At 69.7% G+C, this 23,905-nt stretch carries 23 protein-coding genes and 1 tRNA gene; 6 read left to right on the top strand and 18 right to left on the bottom strand.

What is annotated here, in order from left to right; genetic code table 11:
• Positions 1-12: 12 nt before the first annotated feature.
• Positions 13-2,598, bottom strand: coding sequence for a leucine--tRNA ligase (gene leuS, locus MA876_RS12510; RefSeq protein ID WP_248149572.1), 2,586 nt, complete (start codon positions 2,596-2,598; stop codon positions 13-15).
• A 71-nt stretch (positions 2,599-2,669) separates the two neighbouring features.
• Positions 2,670-3,971: an anthranilate synthase component I family protein gene (locus MA876_RS12505; protein WP_248149557.1), complete on the bottom strand. Its 1,302-nt coding sequence runs from the start codon at positions 3,969-3,971 to the stop codon at positions 2,670-2,672.
• 42 nt (positions 3,972-4,013) lie between these two features.
• Between MA876_RS12505 and MA876_RS12500 the strand changes: the two genes are divergently transcribed.
• The 3 genes from MA876_RS12500 to MA876_RS12490 are packed head-to-tail and all read left to right on the top strand — an operon-like array spanning position 4,014 to position 6,477.
• A complete protein-coding gene (locus tag MA876_RS12500; RefSeq protein ID WP_248149553.1) occupies positions 4,014-4,691 on the top strand; it encodes a DedA family protein in 678 nt (225 codons plus the stop codon).
• Positions 4,692-4,701: 10 nt separating this feature from the next.
• Complete coding sequence (locus MA876_RS12495; protein WP_248149551.1) at positions 4,702-5,757, top strand: App1 family protein phosphatidate phosphatase; 1,056 nt, start codon at positions 4,702-4,704, stop codon at positions 5,755-5,757.
• 9 nt (positions 5,758-5,766) lie between these two features.
• Complete coding sequence (locus tag MA876_RS12490; protein ID WP_248149548.1) at positions 5,767-6,477, top strand: SOS response-associated peptidase; 711 nt, start codon at positions 5,767-5,769, stop codon at positions 6,475-6,477.
• 1 nt (position 6,478) lies between these two features.
• Here MA876_RS12490 and MA876_RS12485 read toward each other — a convergent pair whose 3' ends face one another.
• Complete coding sequence (locus tag MA876_RS12485) at positions 6,479-7,681, bottom strand: glycoside hydrolase family 3 N-terminal domain-containing protein (RefSeq protein WP_248149545.1); 1,203 nt, start codon at positions 7,679-7,681, stop codon at positions 6,479-6,481.
• Positions 7,682-7,787: 106 nt separating this feature from the next.
• Here MA876_RS12485 and MA876_RS12480 point away from each other — a divergent pair, with 106 nt between their 5' ends.
• Positions 7,788-8,693, top strand: coding sequence for a hypothetical protein (locus tag MA876_RS12480; protein WP_248149542.1), 906 nt, complete (start codon positions 7,788-7,790; stop codon positions 8,691-8,693).
• Positions 8,694-8,778: 85 nt separating this feature from the next.
• Here MA876_RS12480 and MA876_RS12475 read toward each other — a convergent pair whose 3' ends face one another.
• The 14 genes from MA876_RS12475 to rplU form a co-directional block, all read right to left on the bottom strand.
• Positions 8,779-10,446, bottom strand: a complete 1,668-nt coding sequence (locus MA876_RS12475) for an acyl-CoA dehydrogenase family protein (RefSeq protein ID WP_248149539.1) — start codon at positions 10,444-10,446, stop codon at positions 8,779-8,781.
• On the bottom strand, positions 10,443-11,528 hold the full coding sequence (locus MA876_RS12470) for a zinc-binding metallopeptidase family protein (RefSeq protein WP_248149536.1): 1,086 nt from the start codon (positions 11,526-11,528) through the stop codon (positions 10,443-10,445). Before MA876_RS12470 ends, MA876_RS12475 begins: the two co-directional genes overlap by 4 nt.
• A 24-nt stretch (positions 11,529-11,552) precedes the next feature.
• Positions 11,553-12,677: a PQQ-dependent sugar dehydrogenase gene (locus MA876_RS12465; protein WP_248149533.1), complete on the bottom strand. Its 1,125-nt coding sequence runs from the start codon at positions 12,675-12,677 to the stop codon at positions 11,553-11,555.
• Entirely contained in the window at positions 12,674-13,147 is a 474-nt protein-coding gene (locus MA876_RS12460; RefSeq protein ID WP_248149531.1) for a VOC family protein, read from the bottom strand. The genes MA876_RS12465 and MA876_RS12460 overlap by 4 nt, the downstream gene beginning before the upstream one ends.
• 103 nt (positions 13,148-13,250) lie before the next feature.
• Positions 13,251-13,326, bottom strand: a tRNA-Ala gene (locus MA876_RS12455).
• Between the two features lie 70 nt (positions 13,327-13,396).
• The gene (gene rsfS / locus MA876_RS12450; RefSeq protein WP_248149529.1) at positions 13,397-13,774 is read right to left on the bottom strand and encodes a ribosome silencing factor; all 378 of its coding nucleotides are present in this window, start codon (positions 13,772-13,774) and stop codon (positions 13,397-13,399) included.
• Complete coding sequence (locus MA876_RS12445; protein WP_248149527.1) at positions 13,774-14,904, bottom strand: hypothetical protein; 1,131 nt, start codon at positions 14,902-14,904, stop codon at positions 13,774-13,776. The genes rsfS and MA876_RS12445 overlap by 1 nt, the downstream gene beginning before the upstream one ends.
• Positions 14,901-15,497 carry a nicotinate-nucleotide adenylyltransferase gene (gene nadD, locus MA876_RS12440; protein WP_248149525.1) on the bottom strand — a complete coding sequence of 199 codons (597 nt, stop codon included), beginning with the start codon at positions 15,495-15,497 and terminating at the stop codon, positions 14,901-14,903. Before nadD ends, MA876_RS12445 begins: the two co-directional genes overlap by 4 nt.
• A 12-nt stretch (positions 15,498-15,509) precedes the next feature.
• A complete protein-coding gene (locus MA876_RS12435) occupies positions 15,510-15,734 on the bottom strand; it encodes a hypothetical protein (protein ID WP_248149524.1) in 225 nt (74 codons plus the stop codon).
• A 66-nt stretch (positions 15,735-15,800) separates the two neighbouring features.
• Entirely contained in the window at positions 15,801-17,060 is a 1,260-nt protein-coding gene (locus MA876_RS12430; protein WP_248149522.1) for a glutamate-5-semialdehyde dehydrogenase, read from the bottom strand.
• Positions 17,057-17,914 (bottom strand): glutamate 5-kinase, encoded by an 858-nt coding sequence (gene proB / locus MA876_RS12425; RefSeq protein WP_248149520.1) that lies wholly within the window; start codon positions 17,912-17,914, stop codon positions 17,057-17,059. The genes MA876_RS12430 and proB overlap by 4 nt, the downstream gene beginning before the upstream one ends.
• Positions 17,911-19,422 (bottom strand): GTPase ObgE, encoded by a 1,512-nt coding sequence (obgE, locus tag MA876_RS12420; protein ID WP_248149517.1) that lies wholly within the window; start codon positions 19,420-19,422, stop codon positions 17,911-17,913. The genes proB and obgE overlap by 4 nt, the downstream gene beginning before the upstream one ends.
• A gap of 78 nt (positions 19,423-19,500) precedes the next feature.
• Positions 19,501-19,758 carry a 50S ribosomal protein L27 gene (gene rpmA, locus MA876_RS12415; protein WP_248149513.1) on the bottom strand — a complete coding sequence of 86 codons (258 nt, stop codon included), beginning with the start codon at positions 19,756-19,758 and terminating at the stop codon, positions 19,501-19,503.
• A gap of 18 nt (positions 19,759-19,776) precedes the next feature.
• Positions 19,777-20,085: a 50S ribosomal protein L21 gene (gene rplU, locus MA876_RS12410; RefSeq protein WP_248149509.1), complete on the bottom strand. Its 309-nt coding sequence runs from the start codon at positions 20,083-20,085 to the stop codon at positions 19,777-19,779.
• Positions 20,086-20,299: 214 nt separating this feature from the next.
• Here rplU and MA876_RS12405 point away from each other — a divergent pair, with 214 nt between their 5' ends.
• Positions 20,300-20,575, top strand: a complete 276-nt coding sequence (locus MA876_RS12405) for a DUF4031 domain-containing protein (RefSeq protein ID WP_248149496.1) — start codon at positions 20,300-20,302, stop codon at positions 20,573-20,575.
• 3 nt (positions 20,576-20,578) lie between these two features.
• Here the strand turns inward: MA876_RS12405 and MA876_RS12400 are convergent, their stop codons facing one another.
• On the bottom strand, positions 20,579-22,999 hold the full coding sequence (locus MA876_RS12400) for an Rne/Rng family ribonuclease (protein WP_248149494.1): 2,421 nt from the start codon (positions 22,997-22,999) through the stop codon (positions 20,579-20,581).
• 288 nt (positions 23,000-23,287) lie between these two features.
• Here MA876_RS12400 and MA876_RS12395 point away from each other — a divergent pair, with 288 nt between their 5' ends.
• On the top strand, positions 23,288-23,905 hold the full coding sequence (locus MA876_RS12395) for a vitamin K epoxide reductase family protein (protein WP_248149492.1): 618 nt from the start codon (positions 23,288-23,290) through the stop codon (positions 23,903-23,905).

The raw sequence follows: 23,905 nt of genomic DNA, 5'->3' as shown, positions 1-23,905 counted from the left end.
TGGGGAGGAGCCTCAGCGGGTGCTGAAGCTCACGACCTTCGGAGCACGGACGATCGCACGCACGATCTCGCGGTCGCCGAGCGAGCGCACGATGCGGGCGTCCTCACGTGCGAGGCGCTCGAGCTCGGCGGAATCGATGCGGGCCGGCACGTCGAGGGTCGCGCGCACCTTGCCGTCGATCTGCACGACTGCCGTGACGGTCTCCTCGACGAGAAGCATCGAGTCGGCCTGACGCCACGGCACGAGCCCGACGAAGCCGTCGTAGCCCAGCACCTCCCACATCTCCTCAGCAGTGTGCGGCGCGAAGAGGTCGAGCACCATAGCGGTGACTTCGGCGGCTTCGCGGACGGCGGGATCCGCGGGGCCCGCGCCCGTGTCGATGACCTTGCGCGTCGCGTTGACGAGCTCCATGAGCCGCGCGACGACGACATTGAACTTGTTCTGCTCGATGAGGCCCGAGGCATCGGCCAGCAGGCGGTGCGTCACGCGACGCAGGGCGATGTCGCCCTCGGCCCAGATGACATCCGGGTCGCTCGTCACGTCGCTCGCGACGCGCCAGGCGCGCGCGAGGAACTTCTGGGCACCCGTCGTCGAGACGTCCTCCCAGTTGATGTCGTCCTCGACGGGTCCGGCGAACGTGATCGCGACGCGCGCGGCATCCGCCCCCGGATCCTTCATGCTCGCCTCGAACTCGACGAGGTTGCCCTTGCTCTTGGACATCTTGGAGCCGCCCAGCAGCACCATGCCCTGATTGATGAGGCTCGAGAACGGCTCGGTGAACTCGATCAGGCCCATGTCGAAGAGGACCTTCGTGATGAAGCGCGCGTACAGCAGGTGCAGGATCGCGTGCTCGACGCCGCCGATGTACGAGTCGACGGGCGCCCAGCGGTCGGCCTCACGTGTCGAGAACGCCTCGGTCTTGTCGCCCGGGTTGAGGAAGCGAAGGAAGTACCACGAGCTGTCGACGAACGTGTCCATCGTGTCGGGGTCCCGCAGAGCCGGCTCACCCGTCTCGGGGTCGATCGTCTGCATCCACTCCGTCGCGCCGCCGAGCGGCGACGTGCCCTTGGGCTTCAGGTCGAGTCCCACAGCGTTGGGGAGCTCGAGCGGCAGCTGATCATCTGGCACGGGCACGATGCGGCCGTCCTCGGTGTGGACGACCGGGATCGGCGTGCCCCAGAACCGCTGACGCGAGATGAGCCAATCGCGCAGGCGGAACGACTTCGCCGCCCGGCCCGTGCCGGCGGCTTCGAGCTGCTCGATCATGCGGGCGATCGCGTTGCGCTTGGAGAGTCCGTCGAGCGGGCCGGAGTTGATCATGCGGCCCTCGCCCGTGAGGGCGACGCCCGTCTTCGCCGGGTCGAGATCGACGAGGGATGCCTCGTCCGCGCCCGGATCGATGGGCACGCCCTGCTCGTCGAGCTCGATGACGGGGATCGCACCCGTGATCGGGGCGGTCGTGTCGACGACCACCTTGACGGGCAGATCGAAGGCGCGCGCGAAGTCGAGGTCGCGCTGGTCGTGCGCGGGAACGGCCATGACCGCGCCGTGGCCGTAGTCCGCCAGCACGTAGTCGGCCGCCCAGATCGGCAGGCGATCGCCGTTGACCGGGTTGATCGCGTAGCGCCCGAGGAAGACGCCCGTCTTGGGGCGGTCGGTGCTCTGACGCTCGATGTCGGATTCCTTGCGCACCTGCTCGAGGTAGGCCTGGAACCGCATGCGCACCTCGGCGTCGGCGCCCGAGACGAGCTCCGCCGCGAGGTCGCTGTCGGGTGCGACGACGAAGAAGGTCGCGCCGTGCAGGGTGTCGGGACGCGTCGAGAAGACCGTGACCTTCTCGTCACGCCCTTCGATCTCGAAGTCGATGTCGGCTCCGACCGAGCGGCCGATCCAGTTGCGCTGCATCCGGATGACCTTCTGCGGCCAGAAGCCCTCGAGCTGGTTCAGGTCGTCGAGCAGGCGGTCGGCGTACGCCGTGATCTTGAAGTACCACTGCGTCAGGTTCTTCTTCGTCACCTCGGCGCCGCAGCGCTCGCAGTGGCCGTCGACGACCTGCTCGTTCGCGAGCACGGTCTGGTCGTTCGGGCACCAGTTGACGGGGCTCGCCTTGCGATAGGCCAGCCCGCGCTCGAGCAGGCGCTGGAACAGCCACTGGTTCCAGCGGTAGTACTCGGGGTCGCTCGTGTGCAGGATGCGCGACCAGTCGTACGACGAGCCGTACTCGCGGAAGCTCTTCTTGTGCTTCTCGATGTTGGCGTAGGTCCACTCGCGCGGGTCGGCACCGCGCTGGATCGCGGCGTTCTCGGCCGGCAGGCCGAACGAGTCCCAACCGATCGGGTTGAGGACGTTGTAACCGCGGTGCCGCCAGAAGCGCGCCACGATGTCGACGTAGGCGTAGTTCTCGGCGTGCCCCATGTGCAGGTCGCCGGAGGGGTACGGGAACATTCCGAGCACGTACTTGCGCGGACGCGTATCGTCGGCGCCGCCCGCGCGGAACGGGTCTTCCTCGGCCCAGCGCGCCTGCCACTTCTGCTGGATGGCGTACGCGTCGTAGCCGTCAGCGGGCACAGCGGTGTCGGGCGAAGAAGTCTGACTCACGGGGAGAACCAATCGTGGGAAGCCGATGGATGCACGAAGGCACCGTCTTCCAGGTTACCGGAATCGCCGTCTCACCAGCCGTCGGGCAGGGTCGCTCCCAACGCCGCGAGCGGTCCGCGCGCCTTGACGCCGACCTCGGCGACTTCGGCCGCGGCATCCGATCGCCAGGTGATCCCGCCGCCCGCACCGACATACGCGCCGCTGGGATGCACGACGACGGATCGGATGACCATCGCGAGATCCAGTGCCCCGTCGTCGCCGACCCAGCCGAAGCATCCCGCGAACACCCCGCGGGGGCCGCGCTCGAGCCCGTGCAGGATCGTCATGGCCGACAGTTTGGGGGCACCCGTCATGCTGCCCGCGGGGAACGTCGCGTCGAGCAGGTCCCCGACCGTCGTGCCGGGCACGAGGGTTCCCGAGACCGTCGAGACGAGCTGGTGTACGGCGGGGTACGACTCGACCTGCAGGAGGGCGTCGACCCCCACCGACCCCGGCACGCTCACGCGCGACAGATCGTTGCGCATGAGATCGACGATCATGACGTTCTCTGCGCGCTCCTTCTCGCTCTCGAGGAGCTCCCCCGCGAGCACCGCGTCCTCCGCCGCATCCCGTCCGCGCGGGCGCGTGCCCTTGATCGGTCGCGTGCGGACGACGGTGCCGTCGACCTCGAGGAAGCGCTCCGGACTCGCGCTCGCGAGCGCGAGTCCTCGGGCGCGGACGATCCCCCCGTGGTGCGCGGGGGTCGTCGCGCGCAGGCGTCGATACGCGCCGACGGCGTCGACCGGCGCGCGCACGTCGAACCGGGTCGTGAGACAGAGCTGGTACGCGTCGCCCTCGCGGATCGCGTCCCGGCAGCGCTCGATGAGCGTCGCGTACTCACGCGGGTCATGCCGGGCGAGGGCCTCACCGAGCGGCTGCGCAGGCTCCGCCCTGAGCGCGGTCGCCGTTCCGGTCGCGGCGACGGCGAAGTCCTCGATCTCGTGCGCCGGCGCGAACGCCCACGCGACCTCGGCCGCATGATCGAAGGCCACGAAGCGCTCGACGCGCAGCCAGACGGTCTGCGCAATCGCCGGCTCGGGAACAGCGGCCGGCGCACCGGCGCGGGCCGCGGCATCCTCGTATCCAAGCCACCCGACCCAACCACCGCGGAACCGCCCGCCCTCGAGATGAGTCGGTGCCGCGGCACAGGGAACCGCTCGCACGCGGGCCGGGTCGCGTTCGATGCTCCCCTCGCCGACCCAGCTCCACCCGTCGGCCGCTGCGGGCCCGGCGTCGAGCCAGAAGGTCTCGCCGCCGCGTGCCGCGAAGAGGTCGTGGACGGATGCCGGATCCCGCCACGCGTCGAGGACGACGCAGACGAGAGGCTCTGGCATGGTTCCAGGCTAGAGCGGAGGAAGCCCCTCTAGGCTCGGAACGTGAACGAGATCCTGTCGTGGCTCCTGGACACCGTCCAGAGCGTCGACCCGGTCGTGCGCACGCTCGTCGCGGGGCTCGCGATGATGCTCGAGACCAGCGTCCTGGTCGGTCTGATCGTCCCCGGCGACACCGTCGTCATCGTCGCCGGCACGGCCGTCGCGTCCCCGCTCGAGGGCATCCTCCTCGGGGTCGCGGTCGTGATCGGCGCCCTCATCGGCGAGAGCATCGGGTTCTGGCTCGGCCGGGTGCTCGGGCCACGCATCCGCGATTCACGGCTCGGCCGCAAGCTCGGGCGCCCGAACTGGGACCGCGCCGAGCGGTATCTGCAGCGCCGCGGGGGCCCCGCCATCTTCCTGTCGCGCTTCCTGCCCGTCCTGCACTCGCTCGTGCCTCTCACGGTCGGAATGAGCCACTACTCCTACCGGCGCTTCCTCGCGTGGACGACCCCCGCCTGCATCCTGTGGGCCGCCCTGTACATCAGCGTCTCCGCGCTCGCCGCGGGCACCTACCGCGAACTCGCCGACCAGCTGCACTACGCGGCCTACATCTTCGTCGGCATCATCGTCCTGTTCCTCGTCGGCGTCTTCGTGGCCAAGAAGCTCATCGAGCGGTCGGAGCGCAAACACCTCGACGCCGCGGAGCATGACGCACCCGGTACGACGTCGTCCGACGTGTAAGACTTGAACGATGCCCGAGAACACCGCTGCGCCCGCACGCACGAAAGTGCTGTGGCTCGCGCGACTCGAGTACCGCTTCCACACGTGGCGCGAGCGGCGCGCCCGTGCCCGCGGTCTGAAGCCCACCGTCACCCCGTTCCCCGGCTACGCCGGAACGGACTGGGTGCGCGTGCTCGGTCGCGTGATGATCGTGCCGCCGGTCAAGCCGCGGGGCACGGGCGAGTACGCCTCGGTGCGCGGATGGCGCAGCTTCGCGTCGGTGCCCGTCGGGTATGCGCAGGTGCGGATCACGATCGGCGACGTCACGCACGAGGTCGTCTCGGACCGCGGCGGCGTCATCGACGCCGTGATCCCGGCGACGCTCGCGCCGGGTTGGCAGACCTTCACGATGGCGGTAGAGCAGAGCGACCCGATCGAGTCCCGCGTCTTCGTCGTCGGGCCCGACATCCGGTTCGGCGTCGTCTCTGACGTCGACGACACCGTCATGGTGACAGCCCTCCCCCGCCCGCTCATCGCGGCCTGGAACTCCTTCGTCGTGGACGAGCACGCGCGTCAGCCCGTGCCCGGCATGGCGGTGCTGACCGAGCGACTCATCCGGGACAACCCCGGATCACCGCTTGTTTACCTCTCGACGGGCGCCTGGAACGTCGCTCCCACGCTCATCCGCTTCCTCCGCCGCCACCTCTTCCCCCCGGGAGCGATGCTGCTCACCGACTGGGGCCCGACACACGACCGCTGGTTCCGCAGCGGCCCGGAGCACAAGTCCACGAACCTCGAGCGCCTCGCGCGGGAGTTCCCGGACGTGAAGTGGCTCCTCATCGGCGATGACGGCCAGCACGACGACGATCTGTACACGACCTTCACGAGCGACCACCCCGACAAGGTCGTCGGGGTCGCGATCCGCCGTCTCTCCCCCGCCGAGGCCGTGCTCGCGGGTGGCCGAACGGCCGTCAACGACCACTCCGCCGCCGAGATCCCCTGGGTCGCGGGCGACGACGGCGCTGCACTCCTCGAGCGCCTCGAGGAGGTCGGCGTCATCGCCGCGGACGTCGGGGGCCGCGCGTAGGCTGGCCGCATGTGCGGACGCTTCGTCGTGGCCAGTGCCGGATCCGAACTCGTCGGCGCCCTCCGGGTCGATGTCGAGGGCGATGATCTGCCCGAGCCGTCGTACAACATCGCGCCCACGAGCCGGGTCGCGATCGTGCTCGATTCCGCCAAGACAGAACCGCCGACGCGTCGCCTCGAGCCCGCTCGCTGGGGCCTCGTCCCCTCTTGGGCGAAAGACCCCAAGATCGGCGTCCGGGCGTTCAACGCCCGCTCCGAAGAGCTCGAGGACAAACCGATGTTCCGCGGTGCTCTGCAGAAGCGTCGCGCGGTGGTACCGGCATCCGGCTACTACGAGTGGAAGACGACGGATGACGGCAAGATCCCGCACTACATCCACTCCGCCGACGATTCGCCGCTCTTCTTCGCGGGGCTGTACGAGTGGTGGAAGGATCCCTCCAAGGCCGAGGACGCCGACGACAGGTGGCTGCTGAGCTTCACGATCCTCACCCGCGACTCGATCGGGCGGCTCGGCTCGATCCACGACCGCATGCCGTTGTTCGTCGACGCCGATCACGCCGACGCGTGGCTCGACCCGACGACCGAGAACGTGCGGGACGTGCTGGATGCCGCGATCGACGCGGCTCCTCTGGTCGCCGAGACCCTCGACGATCACGTCGTCTCGAAGGCGGTCGGCAACGTGCGCAACAACTCCCCCGAGCTCATCGAGCCCGCGGGGTGATTCAGCCGACGGGTGCGCAGTCCGCACACGGCATCAGGCCCCGCCCGTCGGCGCCGAGCTGCAGCCGCAGGGCGATGACCCTCGTCGCGGCTTCTTCCAGTCGCGCGGGCGCGATGGTGCCGGCATCCACCGCGGCCGCGATGCCGTCGACCATCCGCGGTGCCGTCTCGGCGCTCGAGTAGACGATCGCGAGCACCATGTCGCTTCCCGCGGCGATCGCGGCGACGGCGTTCGCGGTCGAATCCGCATAGGCGGGGTTCCCGGACGCCTGGAGCATGCCGAGGTCGTCCGTGATGCTGACCCCCGTGAACCCGAGCTCTTCGCGGGCGATCCGATGCCACTCGGCCGAGAGCGTCGCCGGTGCGGCGTCGACGGCGGGGAACGACAGGTGCCCGAACATCAGCAGTGGTGCGCCGGCGTCGATGCCGGCGGCGAAGGGCGCGGCATCCGTCGACGACCACGCATCGAGGGTGAGCCCCGAGACCGGAATGCCGGCGTGCGAATCGCCCGGCGCCGAGCCGTGCCCCGGGAAGTGCTTGAGCGTCGAGGCGGCCTCCGAGCCTTCGCCCGTGACCGCGGCGGCGACGCGTTCAGCCGCAGCGTCGGGCGTCGTGCCGAGCGCACGACGATAGATGAACATCGAGGGGTCGGATGTCGTATCGGCGACGACCCCGAAGTTCACGCCGATCCCGGCACGCTGCAGGAGTGCCGCGCGCCCCGCGAAGGCGTCCTGCGCGGCGGCCGGAGGCTCGTTCTTGAGCGTCACGGCGGACGGGAAGGAATCCCACGGGAGGCGCGAGACGTCGCCGCCCTCCTGGTCGATCGCGATGAGCGGGGGCAGCGCGGGGTCGGCCGTCAGGGCCGCCGTCAGTGCACGCAGCTCGCCCTCGGAACCCGGCACATTGGCGCCCATGAGGATGAACCCGCCGATGCCGGTGGACTGCATGTAGCCGGCGAGGGCGGCGGGATCCGTCGTCGGGATGTGGCCCATGACGACGGTGGCCGCGCGCTCCCGCGTCGACATCGTCGCGACGCGCGCCGCGGCCTCGGCGGCGAACGCGTCGTCGGCGGCCACCGTCACGACGACGGCGCCGGCCGCGTCGGGGTCGGCGCTCTCTTCGGCGACGGCCGGCGCGGTCGTCACGAGCCCCCAGAAGAGGCCACCCGCGACCGCACAGGCGCCCAGACGTCGTAGCGCGCGCACCTGACCAGCTTACGAGCCCGTGCGCGCATCGAGTCGCGGACGCCGTGCGGGCACGGATCGCTAGGGTGATGGAGGCGGTGCGAGACGTGAACGGAGCGGGGACCGGATGATCCAGGGCGATGTCGAGGCGTTCTTGAAAGCACTCGGCGCACGCGAGGGGGACCCGCTTCTCGAGCAGGCTCTCGCCGTCGTCGCGGGCGAGTACGAGGTGGACGTGTTCGACGACGCCGACGCCGAGCAGAAGTATCTCGTGGCCGTCGAACGAGGCGTCGAATTCCTCCTCGAGGACGGCATCGTGACAACCGTGTTCGTCTACGCGGCCGACCGCGACGATCAGCGCACCTACGGCCGCTGGCCGACCCTGGTCGAGGGGATCGACCGCGGTTTCTCGGCGGACGAGATCGTCGCGGCACTGGGCGCTCCGCAGGCTCGCACCCCCACGTTCCTGCGCTACGCCGCGGACGGGGGGTTCGTCCAGTTCGACTTCGACGGTGCACGCCTGTCGATGCTCGTCGTGATGCGCGAAGTCGTCGTGCCGACCGCCGACGTCCCGGCTCGGAGCGCCGACGGCGCGCCGAGCGTGCCCGGAGAGCTGGACGTCTTCGTCACCGCCGTCGGTCGCCCGCTGTTCTCGCCCGAGCACTTCGCCGTGATCGGGCTCGCGGGCGATGCGTCGGAGTCGTTCGATGTCGTGCGCGCCGGAGTCGAGTGGCAGGTCGAGGCCTCGCCGCGCACCGGCGTCAGGCTCGAGTTCCGTGAGGAGATCCTGGCCCGCGCGGTCATCCGACTCGTCGAGAGCGACGGCGATGCCGCCTATCCGCACACCGCCCGGCTGATCGACGGGCTGCCGCTGCCGAGCGGGCGAGACGCGCTCTGTGGCCGTTTCGGCGCTCCGCACCGCGCCGAGCACGAATACGACCTCTACCTCGTCGGCGACAGCGCTCTCCGCTTCGACTTCGACCGAGGCGCGAGCTCCGTGCTCACCGTCACGTCACGCGCCTTCCCCGACTGAGCATCGGCCGGGCTCGCGCGGAAGTCGCCCACGCACTCACGCCCTCCGAGTCACCCGCGCATGGCACGCACGTCATCCGTTGGGCTCAATGGCGGGAGACGATGGATGCCGCATCCGCCCCCACCGGAAGCACGCCGTATTGCGCGCCGCGGTCGTCTCCGAGGCGCGCGGCGATGAAGGTCTCGGCGTCGAGCGATGGAGCGTGACGGAGCATGAGAGATGCCTGGAACGCGAGCGCGAGAGCTTCACTGACCCGACGGGCCTGAGACTGCGGGTCGGATGCCGCGGCCATCGATCCGAGCAGTTCGAACGTGCGCTCGATATGGCGATCCAGCACATCCGAAGCGCCGGACGTCGTCGCGAGTTCATCGGCGAACGCGTCGGCGGAGTCTGCGTCCTTCGTCAGCGCCCGCAGAACGTCGAGGGCGATGACGTTGCCCGAGCCCTCCCAGATCGCCATGACGGGCTGCTCGCGGTAGCGCCGGGCAAGCGGGAAGCTCTCGGTGTAGCCGTTGCCGCCGAGGCACTCGAGCGCCTCGTAGGCGTGTTGCGGGCCGCGCTTGGTGACCCAGTACTTCGACACCGGAGTGGCGAGGCGGCGCAGCGCGACATCGCGATCCGACGCCTGATCCTCGAAGAGCTGCGCGAGGCGCAGGCCCGTCAGCATCGCCGCCTCGGACTCGAGCGCGAGATCCGCGAGCACCGAGGTCATGGCCGGTTGATCGACGAGCTTCGCGCCGAACGCGGCGCGCCCGCGGGCGTGCCACACGGCTTCCGCGACGGATTGCCGCATCCCGGCGGCAGAGCCGAGCACGCAGTCCAGCCGCGTGCGCTGCACCATCTCGATGATCGCCGGCACTCCTCGGCCGGGCTCGCCCACGAGGAAGCCGACCGTGCCGTCGAGTTCGATCTCGGCCGACGCGTTCGACCGATTGCCGAGCTTGTCCTTCAGTTTCTGGATGCGGAAGACGTTCCGCATGCCGCGCGGGAGCAGCCGCGGCACGAAGAGGCACGTCAGGCCCTCCTCGTCGCCGCCGCGGCGCGTGTGCGCGAGGACGAGGAATCCGTCCGACATCGGCGCGGAGCAGAACCACTTATGGCCCGTGATCTGGTACGTGTGCCCGCCCATGTGCACACCAACGGTCGTGCCTGCCCGTACGTCGGAGCCGCCCTGCTTCTCGGTCATCGCCATGCCGATGAGCGCGCTGCGCTTCTCTTCATTGGGCAGGAGCCGGGGCTCGTACTCGCGGGACAGCAGCCGCGGCATCCACTCGTCGGCCACCCACGGCGCCTCCTGGAGCGACGCCACCGCCGCATGCGTCATCGAGACAGGGCACGCGTGACCGGGCTCGACCTGCGCGAAGAGCATGAACGTCGCCGCTCGTGCGACCCCCGCACCCGGCCGCGGGTCGGCCCAGGCCGACGTGTGCGCACCGTGCGCGACCGCCGCGCCGAGGATGCGGTGGTACGACGGGTCGTACTCGACCTCGTCGAGGCGGAAGCCCCACCGATCGTGCGGCCACGCCACCGGCGCGTGCGTGTTCGCGAGCACCGCGTCGCGCTGGAAGCCGTCTGACCCGACCAGGGCGCCGACCTCGTGCAGTTCGTCTCGCGCCCAGGGCGCTCCGAGCGCCTCGACCGCCCCGACGAGAGGAGTGTTCAGCGCGAACTCGTCGACATCACGACGCCAGGGCGGCTGGTTCTCGACGTAGTGCGTCGCCGCGCCGATGACGCGCTGGCCACGGCCGATCACGTCGGCTCCTCCTGAACCGTCAGCGCGAGGGCGTACTGCTCCTCGACGGTCAGGGGCGCCTTCGTGACGATGTCGTGCATGAAGGCGAGCTTTCGCCGGACGGGCTCGACGAGGTCGAACGGATACAGATCGCCGAAGCCCATCGCCCGGTTGATGCGGTTGAAGGCCTGCGACATCCACGCCCAATCGGTCAGCAGCCGCTGGATCGGCTCGTCTTCGTACGAGACGAGCGGCACGACGTCCGTGTCGCGCATGCTCGTGACCGCCGCGTCGAGATGGATGCCGATCGCCGCAGCCGTCTGCAAGGTTCCGGTGAGGTGCAGGTAATGCGCGAACGTCTCGGCGAAGTCCTCCCACGGGTGCATCGTCGCGTACTCCGAGATGAAGCTCTCGTGCCAGCCGTCGGGGGCGCCGAACTTGTAGTGGCGCGCGATCGCGTCCTTGTAGCTCGCGCGCTCGTCGCCGAAGATCTCGCGGCAGCGTGCCCACAGATCGTCGTCGGTGAGCAGGACGTTCTGGAAGTAGTGGCCGACTTCGTGCCGCAGATGCCCGAGGATCGTGCGATACGGCTCGCCGAGCTTGACCCGCAGCGCCTCACGCCGATCGTCGAGGCTTTCGGCGAGGTCGATCGTGATGATGCCGTTCGCGTGCCCGATCATGACGGGCTTGCCCTCGGACAGGCTCGAGATGAGGTCGAAGCCGAGCCCGCCCTTCTTGACGTCCCAGCCGACGATCGGCAGACCGAGGTCTGCGAGCTGCAGGAGCAGACGGCGCTTCGCCTCCTCGACCTTCACCAGCTTCTCCAGCGCCACGGTGTCGTTCGACGCGGGCCGCGTGCGGGTCAGCCGACACGAGAAGCAGCGGCCGGCCGGCGCGTCCTCCCACACGAGCCAGTTGCAGTCCCACTCCCGGTTCGAGCACGTGTACCAGGTCTGGCCGTCGATGACGACGCGGCCGTTGCGGATGCCGTGGAACTGACGCGTCAGGATGTGGAAGCCGAGCTCTGCTGTGCAGTTCGAGCAGACCAGCGCGTCGAGATAGACGAACGCGCGACAGTGCGGGCAGCGGGGCTGAGAGCTCACGATCTCACCGTAGCGGTCCTGTCCTCATCCGGGCGCGAGGGGCAGACGCAGGAGCACGTCGTCGCCGTCGCGGGCGGCGCCGCGACCGTCGGTGTTGTTCGTCAGCACCCACAGGCTCCCATCGGGCGCGGCCACGGCATCCCGCAATCGTCCCTGCCCATCGAAGGCGACGGCCGTCGCACCGGTCGTGGTGTCGACTGCCCACAGCCGCTCACCACGGAGCGCTGCCATGAAGACCGTGTCGCCGACGGCGGCGATGCCGCTCGGGCTCGCGTCCCGCGTGGCCCACTGCGCGACGGGATCGACGAAGCGCGCGTCACCCGCCCCTCCCTCGACGATCGGCCAGCCGTAGTTTCCGCCGGGTTCGATGCGGTTGAGCTCATCCCACTGGTCCCCGCCGAACTCGCTCGCCCACAGCGCGCCGTCCGCCGTCCAGGCGAGACCCTGCACGTTGCGGTGACCGAGCGAGTAGACGGCCGAATCGAAGGGGTTCCCGCGAGCGGGGTCACCGTCCGCCGTCACACGGAGGATCTTTCCGCTGAGGGATGCCGGATCCTGCGCGGCATCCCGGTTCTGCGCGTCGCCGGTCGCGATGTAGAGGAAGCCGTCCGGGCCGAAGGCGATGCGGCCGCCGTCATGCGTCGTGTTGCGCGGGATGCCCGTGAAGACGACCTCGGGCTCGCCGAGCGCCAGCGACCCCGCCGTGCCGGTGAGCGGCATCCGCACGACACGGTTGTCGTCGGCTGCCCCGTGATAGGCGTACAGCCATCCATCTCGCAGTGCCAACCCGTGAAGGCCTGACTCGTTGCCGGCGACCACCCCCGGAACGACCCCCGCCTGGCGCAGCGTGCCATCGGGAGAGAGTTCGCGGATGACGCCGCTGTCGCGCTCCGAGATGAGGGCTCCCCCGCCCTCGAGCGGAACGACCGACCACGGCGCGGCGAGGGCCCGCGCGATCGTCGTCGGTTCTCCCGCGACGGTCCACGTGCCCGTGCGCACCGGTTCCTCGGTCTCGGTCGGCGACGGATCAGGCACCGCACTCGTCGGCGCCGCCGAAGGCGGTACGCGGTCGTCGGGAGGCTGTGCGCTGCATCCCGTCATCGCCAGCAGGAGGATGGATGCCGCGGCCAGCGCGCGAGCGGATTTCACGCGCCCTCCGCAGCGGCCTCGACGGCTGCGATGTCGATCTTGCGCATCTGCAGCATGGCCTGCACGGCGCGATGGGAGCGCTCCGGATCGGGGTCGCGGATCAGCTCGATGAGCCGATCGGGGATGATCTGCCACGACAGCCCCCACCGGTCCTTGAGCCAGCCGCACGGCTGCTCCTCCCCGCCATCGGTGAGCGCCGCCCAATAGCGGTCGACCTCTTGTTGGTCGACGCACGAGACGTACAGCGAGATCGCCTCGGTGAACGGGAACTGGGGTCCGGCATCCATCGCGAAGTACTCCCGCCCGGCGAGCCGGAACGTCGCGTGCATGACTTTGCCGCTCATGTTCGGCACGCCGTCGGGATAGTGCGACACCGAAAGGACGCCCGAGTCCGGGATGAGCGCCGTATAGAACCGGATCGCCTCTTCGGCGTCGCTGTCGAACCACAGGAACGGGGTGACCTCGGTCATGGCTGACTCCTGATGTCGGGGCCTCCAGCCTCACCCGGCGCCGTCGAAGCGTCAAGGTGTGCCCGCAAACGACGAGAGCCGCGATCTCTCGCGGCTCTCGAAATGGTGGACCTGAGGGGACTCGAACCCCTGACCCCCTGCATGCCATGCAGGTGCGCTACCAGCTGCGCCACAGGCCCAGACGCTCCCTCGATCGCTCGAGGCAACCCGACAAGCCTACTACAACGTGCGCGGTGCCCTGAACACAGGTCACTCGGCCGCGGTGTGCTCCGGGAGCTCGATCGGAACCACGGGGCAGTCCTTCCACAGGCGCTCCAGGCCGTAGTACGTCCGCTCCTCCTCGTGGAAGACATGGACGACGAGATCGCCGAAGTCGAGCAGCACCCAGCGGGCCTCCGCGCGCCCTTCGCGCCTGACGCGCTTGTGACCCGCCTCGAGCAGTCGATCCTCGATCTCGTCGGCGATCGCGGCGACGTTGCGCTCGCTGCGACCCGTGACCAGCAAGAACACGTCGACGAGCGGAAGCGGCTCCGACACGTCGAGTGCGACGAGATCCTCGCCGCCCTTCGCGTCCGCAGCGGCCGCGGCGATCGCGACCATCTCGTGCGACTGCGCGCTCGCCACCATCAGAGTGTTCCGTTCGTGAGTGCGAGCACGAGCACGCCGACGAGCGCGAGTCCGAGGACTCCCGCGGTGATCGCGAGCCACATCTGCAGACGGCTGCCCTTTTCGGGGGCGGGCGGCCTGATGACGTCACCGTCGACCTTCACCGTGCTGATGGCGGCGCTCGCGGCGATCGGCGTCGGCGAAGAGTGCGCAGGCAGCTCGCCGTCGACGAGCACGGCGTCGGCCTCGTGGCCGTCCGCCGTCCCCGGCGCGTGGCCCAGCGATCCGAGCCCCTCGGGCAGGTTGAAGGTCCCCGTGACGAGCACCTCTCCCGTCGCGGTGACGGGGGCGATGATCGGCGACTCGCCCGTGGGCGGCGAGAGAATGAGCGCGCTCGACGTGCCGACGGATCCGGTCGAGCCTCGCGCCAGCAGGTCGTCGAACGACGGTGGCAGATCGACTTGGGCTGCGCCGTCCGCGAAGAGTGCCGAGCCGAACGCGGGGTTCACGACCGGTCGTTCGGCCGGCTCCGGCTCGGCCGCGGGTTCGTCGGTCTTCGTGAACAGAGCACCGGCGGCATCCTGTTCCGCTTCGTCCTCTTCCTCGGAGACAGGCTCGAACGACGGTTCGTCCACGACGACGACAGCGACCTCGGAATACGGGTCGTCCTCGGGCTCGTCGTCGGCGAAGAGGCCGCGCAGCGCGCTCGTGGCCGTGTCGTCGTTCCCCCCGGACGGTGCCTCAGTCGGCTCGTCGACGGGATCGGGCGAGGCGACCGGCGCGGGGACGACGGCGGGGACGGATGCCGCGGTGTGCGCCGCGATGACGTCGGGCGTGATCACGGGCACCGAGGCGGTGCGGATCCGCTCCTGCTGCCGCGCCTGTCGTCGCGTGAGCGGGCTGACGCCGAGGTCCACGGCCAGATCGGGGACGGGAGCCTCGGAGATGACGGCGGGCGTCGCGGCTCGCGGAAGTGGCGGTGCCGTGACGACGGGCGGCGGCGCGAAGGGCGACTCGGCGGCGGGCTCTTCACCGGTGGGCGCCTCGGGCGCGCTTTCGGAGCCCACGACGGGCGTCGCTCCGGTGTTTCGAAGGTCGCGCAGCTGCTTGCGCGTGAGCGGAGGTGTATCCGGCTGCTCGGGTTCAGTCATTCCTTGCTCCGGTAGAGGTGATGCTTCGCAATGTATTGGACAACCCCGTCGGGAACGAGGTACCACACGGGGTTTCCGTGACGTACGCGATCACGGCAGTCGGTCGACGAGATCGCGAGGGCGGGGATCTCGAGCTGACTCACGTCGTCCGTCGGCAGTCCGTCCGTGCTGAGCACGTGGCCGGGACGCGAGACGGCGACGAAGTGGGCGAGGTCCCACATCTCATCATGGTCCCTCCAACTGAGAATCTGCGCTATGGCGTCTGCGCCGGTGATGAAGAAGAGGTCGGCGTCGGGGTGGATGACGCGCAGATCCCGCAGAGTGTCGACCGTGTAGGTGGGTCCGTCGCGGTCGATGTCGACGCGGCTGACGGTGAAACGGGGATTCGATGCCGTCGCGATGACCGTCATCAGATAGCGGTGTTCGCTCGCCGTGACCTTCGCCTTCTGGTACGGCTCACCCGTGGGGACGAAGACGACCTCGTCGAGATCGAAGGACTGCGCGACCTCGCTCGCTGCCACGAGGTGCCCGTGGTGGATGGGGTCGAAGGTGCCGCCCATCACCCCGATGCGCGGGCGGCGCTCCACCGACATGCAGGAGCGGCCTTAGTGGCCGTGTCCTGCCTGCTGGATGTCGTTCGCGTGCGCCTTCGCGTAGGCCTCGGACTTGGCCGAGTGGCGGTTGGCGACGTTGCGGTACGAGAGCGTGACCAGCGCGAGCAGTCCGAAGCAGATGATCGCCACGAGGCCGTACCAGAAGGTCTCGAGCGCGACGTTGCCGTGGTGCTCGGTCTCTTCGGCCGCGAAGGCGATCAGCGTGGCGAGGGTCATTCCAGCTCCGTTCGGGTTGCTGCGGAAAGCGGCAGTGGACAGTCTAGCGCGCGAGACCTTCCGGCCTCAGGCACGCACCTGCCCCGCGCCGCGCGCGAGCCACTTCGTGCTGGTCAGTTCGCTGAGCCCCATCGGCCCACGCGCGTGGAGCTTCTGCGTCGAGATGCCGACCTCGGCGCCGAAGCCGAACTCGCCTCCGTCCGTGAAGCGCGTCGACGCGTTCGCCATCACGACGGCGGAATCCACCTCGGCGAGGAATCGCTCGGCGTTCGCGTCATCCTCGGTCACGATGGACTCGGTGTGGTGCGTCGAGTACCGCCGGATGTGGTCGAGCGCACCGTCGAGGTCGTCCACCACTCGCATCGCGATCTCGAGGCCGAGGTACTCCGTCGACCAGTCCTCGTCGGTCGCCGGGACGACGTCGCTCGCGAGCGCGGCGATCTCGGGGTCGCCGTGGATCACGACGCCCTTCTCCTGCAGCGCGGCGACGACGGGGCCGACGACGCGGGGCGCGGCATCCCGAACCACCAGCACCGTCTCGACCGCATTGCACACGCTGGGTCGCTGCACCTTGGCGTTGACCACGATGTCGCGAGCCCAGTCGAGCGGAGCCGTCGCGTCGAGGACGATGTGCACGACGCCGGCTCCGGTCTCGATGACAGGGACGGATGACTCGGTCACGACGGTCTCGATGAGCTGCGCGCTCCCGCGCGGCACGAGGACGTCGACGATTCCGCGCGCCTGCATGAGGTCCTTCGCACCCTCGCGGCCGAACTCGTCGACCGTCTGGATCGCCTCGGGGTCGAGACCCTGCTCGGCGAGGGCGCCGCGCATCGCGCGCACGAGGGCGCTGTTGGTGCTCTCGGCGGCGGTTCCGCCGCGCAGGACCACCGCGTTGCCGGAGCGCAGCGCGAGGGCCGCGATGTCGACGGTGACGTTCGGTCGTGCCTCGTAGATCGAGCCGACGACGCCGAACGGCACGGCGACCTTCGTGAGCTCGACGCCGCTGGGCAGAGTGCGTGTGTCGAGCACCCGCCCGACCGGATCGGGCAGATCGGCGATGTCGCGGACGGCGGCGGCGAGAGCCGCGATGCGCGGGGCGTCCAGGCGCAGACGGTCCTGCAGGCCGGTCGCCATCCCGGTCGCGCGGCCGCGGGCGAGGTCATCGGCATTGGCCGCCTCGATCTCGCTCGCCGCGGCGACGATCGCATCGGCGATCGCGAGCAGTGCGGCGCGCTTGCGTTCGTCGCTCAGCAGACCGATGGAGCGCGCGGCATCCTTCGCAAGGAGCATGCGCTCGCGCGCGGTCGTCGCAGTCGTCGTCACGCACCCAGCCTATCGGCGGCCACGGCTTCGCCGACCGTGCGGACGGGGCCGGTGACGGGAGCCGCGGCGGGCTCGGGGTTGGGGGCGAACCATGTGCCGATGTCGTCGCCCGACAGCGCCGCGTCCACGAGATCTGCACTCGTCACCAGGACGCCGATGCCGGCGGCGGTCGCCAGGCGTGCGGCCGAGACTTTCGTCGCCGCTCCCCCGGTGCCGACACTGTTGACCACGACGGACCCGAACTCGAAGCCCCCCAGGTCGTCGCCGTACGCGACGTGACGGATGGGCTCCGCGCCGGGTTCCGACGGCGGCTTGGTGTACAGCGTGTCGATGTCGCTCAGCAGGACGAGCGCGTCGGCGCCGATGAGCTGGGCGACCAGGGCGGCGAGCCGGTCGTTGTCGCCGAAGCGGATCTCGTGCGTCGCGACGGTGTCGTTCTCGTTGACGATCGGCAGGATGCGCAGCCCGAGCAGACGCTCCATCGCGCGCCGCGCGTTGGAGCGGTGCGTCGTGTTCTCGAGATCGCCCGCTGTCAGCAGGACCTGACCCGCGAGGATGCGGAACCGGTCGAGCGACGTCTGGTAGCGCCACATGAGCACGTTCTGCCCGACGGCGGCGGCTGCCTGCTGCGTCGCGAGGTCGTTCGGTCGACCCCCGAGATCGAGGAACGGGATCGCGGTCGCGATGGCACCCGACGAGACCAGCACGATCTCGGTGCCGCGCTCGTGCGCCCGCGCGATCGCCTCGACGATTGTGTCGATCCGGTGGGCGGCATCACCGCTGATCGACGACGAGCCGACCTTCACCACTACGCGTCGCGACCCGTGGATCGCGCTGCGGTCGATGGCCGTCATGCGTCGTCCTCGGCCTCGTCCCAGCTGGTCTGAGCGAGTCGTTCGGCCTCGAGCTCCGCACGGGCCTCGGCTTTGGCATCCATCCGCTCGTGGTACCGCTCGCGTCGCTCGGACGTCGTCCGTCGATTGTCGGTGAACATGCGCGGATCGTGGCCACGCGGCGCCGTCATGAGCTCGGCGGCCGAGTTGATCGACGGATCCCAATCGAAGATGATCCCGTCGCCCTCGCCGATGACCACGGTCGCGCCCGGGATCGCACCCGCGCGGAAGAGCTCCTGGTCGACCCCGAGCTTGTCGAGGCGGTCGGCGAGGAAGCCGACGGCCTCTTCGTTCTGGAAGTCGGTCTGCTGCACCCAGCGCTCGGGCTTGACGCCGAGGATCCGGTAGAAGGTGCCGTACGAGCCGCCTTCGACGCGCACCGTGAACTCCTTCTCGGACCCCCTGGGGCGGATCACGATGCGCTCGGGCGCCGGTGCGGCCTGCTGCTCGGCGCGATGACGCTCGACGATGTCACCGAGCGCGAAGCTCAGCTGGCGCAGTCCCTCGTGGCTCACCGTCGAAATCTCGAAGACGCGGAAGCCGCGCGCTTCGAGCTCGGGGCGCACGAGATCCGCGAGGTCCTTGGCCTCGGGCACGTCGACCTTGTTGAGCGCGATGAGCTGAGGGCGCTCGAGGAGCGGCACCTGGCCCTCGGGGACGGGGTAGGCGCCGAGCTCGCCGAGGATGACGTCGAGGTCCGAGATCGGGTCACGGCCGGGGTCGAGCGTCGCGCAGTCCAGGACGTGCACGAGCGCCGTGCAGCGCTCGACGTGGCGCAGGAACTCGAGCCCGAGGCCCTTGCCCTCGCTCGCGCCCTCGATGAGGCCCGGGACGTCGGCGACCGTGTAGCGCACGTCACCCGCCTGCACGACACCGAGATTGGGATGCAGCGTCGTGAACGGGTAGTCGGCGATCTTCGGCCGAGCGGCGGACATCGCCGCGATCAGGCTCGACTTGCCCGCCGAAGGGAACCCGACGAGGGCCACGTCTGCCACCGTCTTGAGCTCGAGGAGGACATCGCCCTCCCACCCCGGCGTGCCGAGGAGTGCGAAGCCGGGCGCCTTGCGCTTCGGCGTCGCGAGCGTGGCATTGCCGAGCCCGCCGATTCCGCCGGGTGCCGCGACGAAGCGCATGCCGGGCTCGATCATGTCGACGAGAACGTCGCCGTCGGGGTCTTTGACCACGGTGCCGACCGGCACCGGCAGCACGAGCGTCTCGCCGAGCGCGCCGGACCGGTGGTCGCCCATGCCGAAGCCGCCGTTGCCCGCCGAGCGGTGGGGCCCGTGGTGGTACGACAGCAGCGTCGTCACCTGAGGGTCGGCGACCAGCACGATGTCGCCGCCGTGTCCGCCGTTGCCGCCGTCGGGGCCGGCAAGCGGCTTGAACTTCTCGCGCTTGACGGACACGCAGCCGTTGCCGCCCTTGCCGGCGCGCAGATGCAGCGTCACCTCGTCGACGAACGTGACCACGGGGTCCCCTCCTGGAATACGGCGGAGGGGGCGAGCATCAGCCCGCCCCCTCCGCGAAAGTCATGCGCTGTGCGCGGATTACTCCGCGACTGCGACGATGTTGACGACCTTGCGGCCGCCCTTCGTGCCGAACTCGACCGCGCCGGCCTCGAGGGCGAACAGCGTGTCGTCGCCACCGCGACCGACGTTCGCGCCGGGGTGGAAGTGCGTGCCGCGCTGGCGGACGATGATCTCGCCGGCGAGGACCTTCTGACCGCCGAAACGCTTCACGCCGAGGCGCTGTGCGTTGGAGTCACGACCGTTGCGGGTGGAGCTTGCGCCCTTTTTGTGTGCCATCTCAGTCTCTTCCTGGGCTTACTTGATGCCGGTGACCTTGACGCGCGTGAGGTCCTGACGGTGGCCCTGGCGCTTCTTGTAGCCGGTCTTGTTCTTGAACTTCTGGATGACGATCTTCGGACCGCGCTCCTCACCGAGCACCTCGGCGGTGACGGTGACCTTCGCGAGCTTGTCGGCATCGGTGGTCACGGCGTCGCCGTCGACGAGGAGCACGGCGGGCAGCTCGATCTGGTCGCCGATCTTGGCGGCCTGGCGGTCGAGGACGACGATCGTGCCGACCTCCACCTTCTCCTGTCGGCCACCGGCTCGCACAACTGCGTAAACCACTTCACACCTGTTTCGTCTGGGAGCACATGGCTCCGGATTGTCTGTAAGACGGGAAATCGCGGTGCGGACTGTCTCCAGCCGGTTGCTGGACTGTCGAGCGCACACCCTGAGGCGTGCGCATGGGACGCACCAAAGGACTACTTTACCGGATGCCGGACCAACCCGCAAAAGCTGGGACGGCCGTGTCGCGGCATCGAGTCATTAGGCTCTCGCCATGGCGATCCTGATCGACGACGCACGCTGGCCCGCGCACGGGCGATTGTGGGCGCACCTGGTGAGCGACAGCGATCTGGCGGAGCTCCACGCGTTCGCGGCTGCCAACGGCATCCCTCGTCGCGGCTTCGATCTCGATCACTACGACGTGCCCGACGACGCGCACGCACGGCTCGTCGCTGCCGGCGCACAGCACGTCGAGGGCCGCGAGCTCGTACGCCGGCTCATCGCCTCGGGACTGCGCGTGACGGGCAAAGCCCGCCGCGCGCCGCCGTGAGGCCTACTCCCCCGTCGGAGGCGCGATCGGCGTGCCGGTGAGGGCGGCGGTCGTCACGCGGCGACGCCCCCGCCCCTGACCCGGAGCCTTCGGCTCGGGAAGCGCACTCAGCACCGAGTCGAGCAGGATGTCCTTCTCGGTCTTGGGTGCGCGAGAAGCAGGCTCGCGCTTCTTGCGCGGCTTCTTTGGCCGCTCCGCAGGTGCCTCGACGACGGGCTCGGCGGGTGCTTCGACCGGCGGGTGCTCGTCGTGATGGTGGATCGTGGATGCCGCGATCTGCGCGAGCGCGGACTTCGCACCCTCGGTGATCGTGTGCGTCCCGCCGTTTCCTCCCGCCGCGGGCGCCGAGCTGCCCCCGCCGCGCGGCCGGCGACCGCCCTGCGCGTTGCCCGTGAGCGGGACGCGGTGCTTCACGACCGGGTCGTGGTGCACGATGACGCCACGCCCTGCGCAGACCTCGCACGCCTCGCTGAAGGTCTCGAGGAGTCCGAGGCCGAGCTTCTTACGGGTCATCTGCACGAGACCGAGCGACGTGACCTCGGCGACCTGGTGCTTCGTGCGGTCGCGGCTCAAGCACTCGACGAGACGGCGCAGCACGAGATCGCGGTTGGACTCGAGCACCATGTCGATGAAGTCCACGACGATGATGCCGCCGATGTCGCGCAGCCTCAGCTGGCGCACGATCTCCTCGGCCGCCTCGAGGTTGTTCTTGGTGACGGTCTCTTCGAGGTTGCCGCCCGAGCCCACGAACTTGCCGGTGTTGACGTCGACGACGGTCATCGCCTCGGTGCGGTCGATGACGAGCGAGCCGCCCGAGGGCAGCCAGACCTTGCGGTCGAGCGCCTTCTCGATCTGCTCCGTCACCCGGTGCGCGTCGAACGGGTCGACGTCGCCCTCATAGCGTTCGACGCGCTCGAGGAGATCGGGTGCGACGCTCGCGAGGTACGACGTGATCGTGCTGTGCGCCTCGTCGCCCTGGATGAGCATCTTGGTGAAGTCCTCATTGAAGACGTCGCGCACGATCTTGACCAGAAGGTCGGGCTCGGAGTGCAGCAGCGCGGGCGCCTGGATCGACTCGACCTGGGTCGACACGTGCTCCCACTGGCTCGTGAGGCGCTGCACATCGAGCGTCAGCTGCTCCTCGGTCGCGCCCTCGGCCGCGGTGCGCACGATGACGCCCGCCGATTCGGGAAGGACCTCTTTGAGGATCTTCTTCAGACGCGCGCGCTCGGTGTCGGGGAGCTTGCGCGAGATGCCGTTCATCGCCCCGCCCGGCACGTAGACGAGGTAGCGGCCCGGAAGCGAGATCTGGCTCGTCAGGCGTGCGCCCTTGTGGCCCACGGGGTCCTTCGTGACCTGCACGAGCACGCGGTCGCCGCTCTTGAGGGCCAGTTCGATACGACGCGGCTGGTTGCCCGTCTCGACGGCATCCCAATCCACCTCGCCGGAGTACAGCACGGCGTTGCGGCCGCGACCGATGTCGACGAAGGCGGCTTCCATGCTCGGCAGCACGTTCTGGACGCGGCCGAGGTAGACGTTGCCGATGAGCGATGCGTCCTGGTTGCGCGCGACATAGTGCTCGACGAGCACGTTGTCTTCGAGGACGGCGATCTGGATGCGGCCGTTCTTGGACCGCACGATCATCTCGCGATCGACGGCTTCACGGCGGGCGAGGAACTCGGCCTCGGTCACGACAGCGCGGCGGCGACCGGCTTCGCGTCCGTCACGGCGGCGCTGCTTCTTGGCCTCGAGTCGGGTCGAGCCCTTGATGCGCTGCGGCTCGGTGATGAACTCCACGGCGCGCTGGCGATGGGCCGGCTGTGAAGGAGCTTCGGATGCCTCGGACGCGCTGTCACCGCTACGACGACGACCACGGCGGCGCGCGCTCGTGCCCGTCGGCTGCTCGTCGCCCGCGTCATCGCGCTGCGCCTGGCCCGGGCGCGGCGGAAGCGGCACGAACTCGGGCGCGTAGAACATGAGCGACGTCGAGACGGCCGAGACGAAGGTCTCGGGCAGCAGGCCGAGCGAGACCGCCGTGACCGGCTTCTCGGGCTCGGGCTCCGTCGTGGGGGCGTCCGCCTCGGGCTCGACGACGGGCTCCGGATCGACTGCCGGCGCTGCCTCGACGTCCTCGGGCGCCTGCGGCGCCTCCGCAGCATCGGTCGCCGGCTCGGACGCGTCGGATGCGACCTCCGCATCGATCGCTGCGGGAGCGTCGGGGCCGTCGACGGACTCGGGCTCGACCGCGGGTGCGGGGGCGACCTCGGACTCGTGCTCGACCACGGCCACGCCCTCGGCCGCGGCATCCATCGACGAATCCGTGGACGCCATCGACGAGTCCGTGGACTCCGCCGGGGATTCAGTGGTCGGTTCGGCGGCCGCGTCTACCTGCGGCTCGTGCTGTTCGTTTGTGTCATCGGCCATCGCTGGCGTACTCCTTGCGGGGCGACACCGCGCATCGCCCGGCGAAATCTCGGCGGCGCCGCACCTGCGGTGCCGCGAACTCACTCGGTCTGCAGCCGGCTCTTCGGCTCGTGCTGCGAAGGGCGTTCGTTGCCCTGAAGTCTTCAGTGATGCGTATGGCGGCGCGGCCGCGAAGCATCTTGAGCATTATCGCACTTTCGGCCGTCGATTGCTCGTCTCGGATCGCGCGGGGTTCTTTCACGGCCCGATCGAGGCATCCGTCCAGGCGTCCGCTGGGATAATCCGAGCATGGCCTTGCCGCAGACGCACACCCGCCCGACCGCCCTCGCGGTGTGGCTCATCATCGCCGGCGCGATCGGCTGGTGGGCGGCGTTCTCGCTCACGATCGAGAAACTCCACGCCCTCGTCGATCCCGACGCGGGCGCCGCGTGCGACATCAGCCCCCTCGTGCAGTGCAGCGCGAATCTCGGCTCGTGGCAGGGCAGCGTGTTCGGCTTCCCCAACCCGCTTCTGGGCCTCGCGGGCTGGGTCGCTCCCATCGTCGTCGGCACGGCGATCCTCGCCGGAGCACGGTTCGCGCGGTGGTTCTGGATCACGTTCTGGGCGGGGATCGCCTTCGCGTTCGGCTTCGTGATCTGGCTCGTCAGCCAGAGCATCTACGACCTGCACACGCTGTGCCCGTGGTGCATGGTGACGTGGGCCGTCACGATCCCGACGTTCTACGCCGTGACGCTCCATCTTCTGCGCTCGGGCATCGTGCCGGCCCCGGCCGGCGTCCGCAAGGCGGCGAACGCCGGCATGGCGTGGGTGCCGCTCGCGGCGATCCTCAGTTACGCCGTCATCCTGCTGCTCGCGCAGATCGAGATGAACGCCGTCGTGCAGATCGTCAACGACCTGTTCCGCTAG

Origin of the sequence: Microbacterium aoyamense (genome assembly GCF_023155855.1) — a bacterium.
Taxonomy (GTDB): domain Bacteria; phylum Actinomycetota; class Actinomycetes; order Actinomycetales; family Microbacteriaceae; genus Microbacterium; species Microbacterium aoyamense.
The sequence above is the reverse complement of the archived record's forward strand: the minus strand, read 5'-3'. Positions and strand labels throughout refer to the sequence as shown.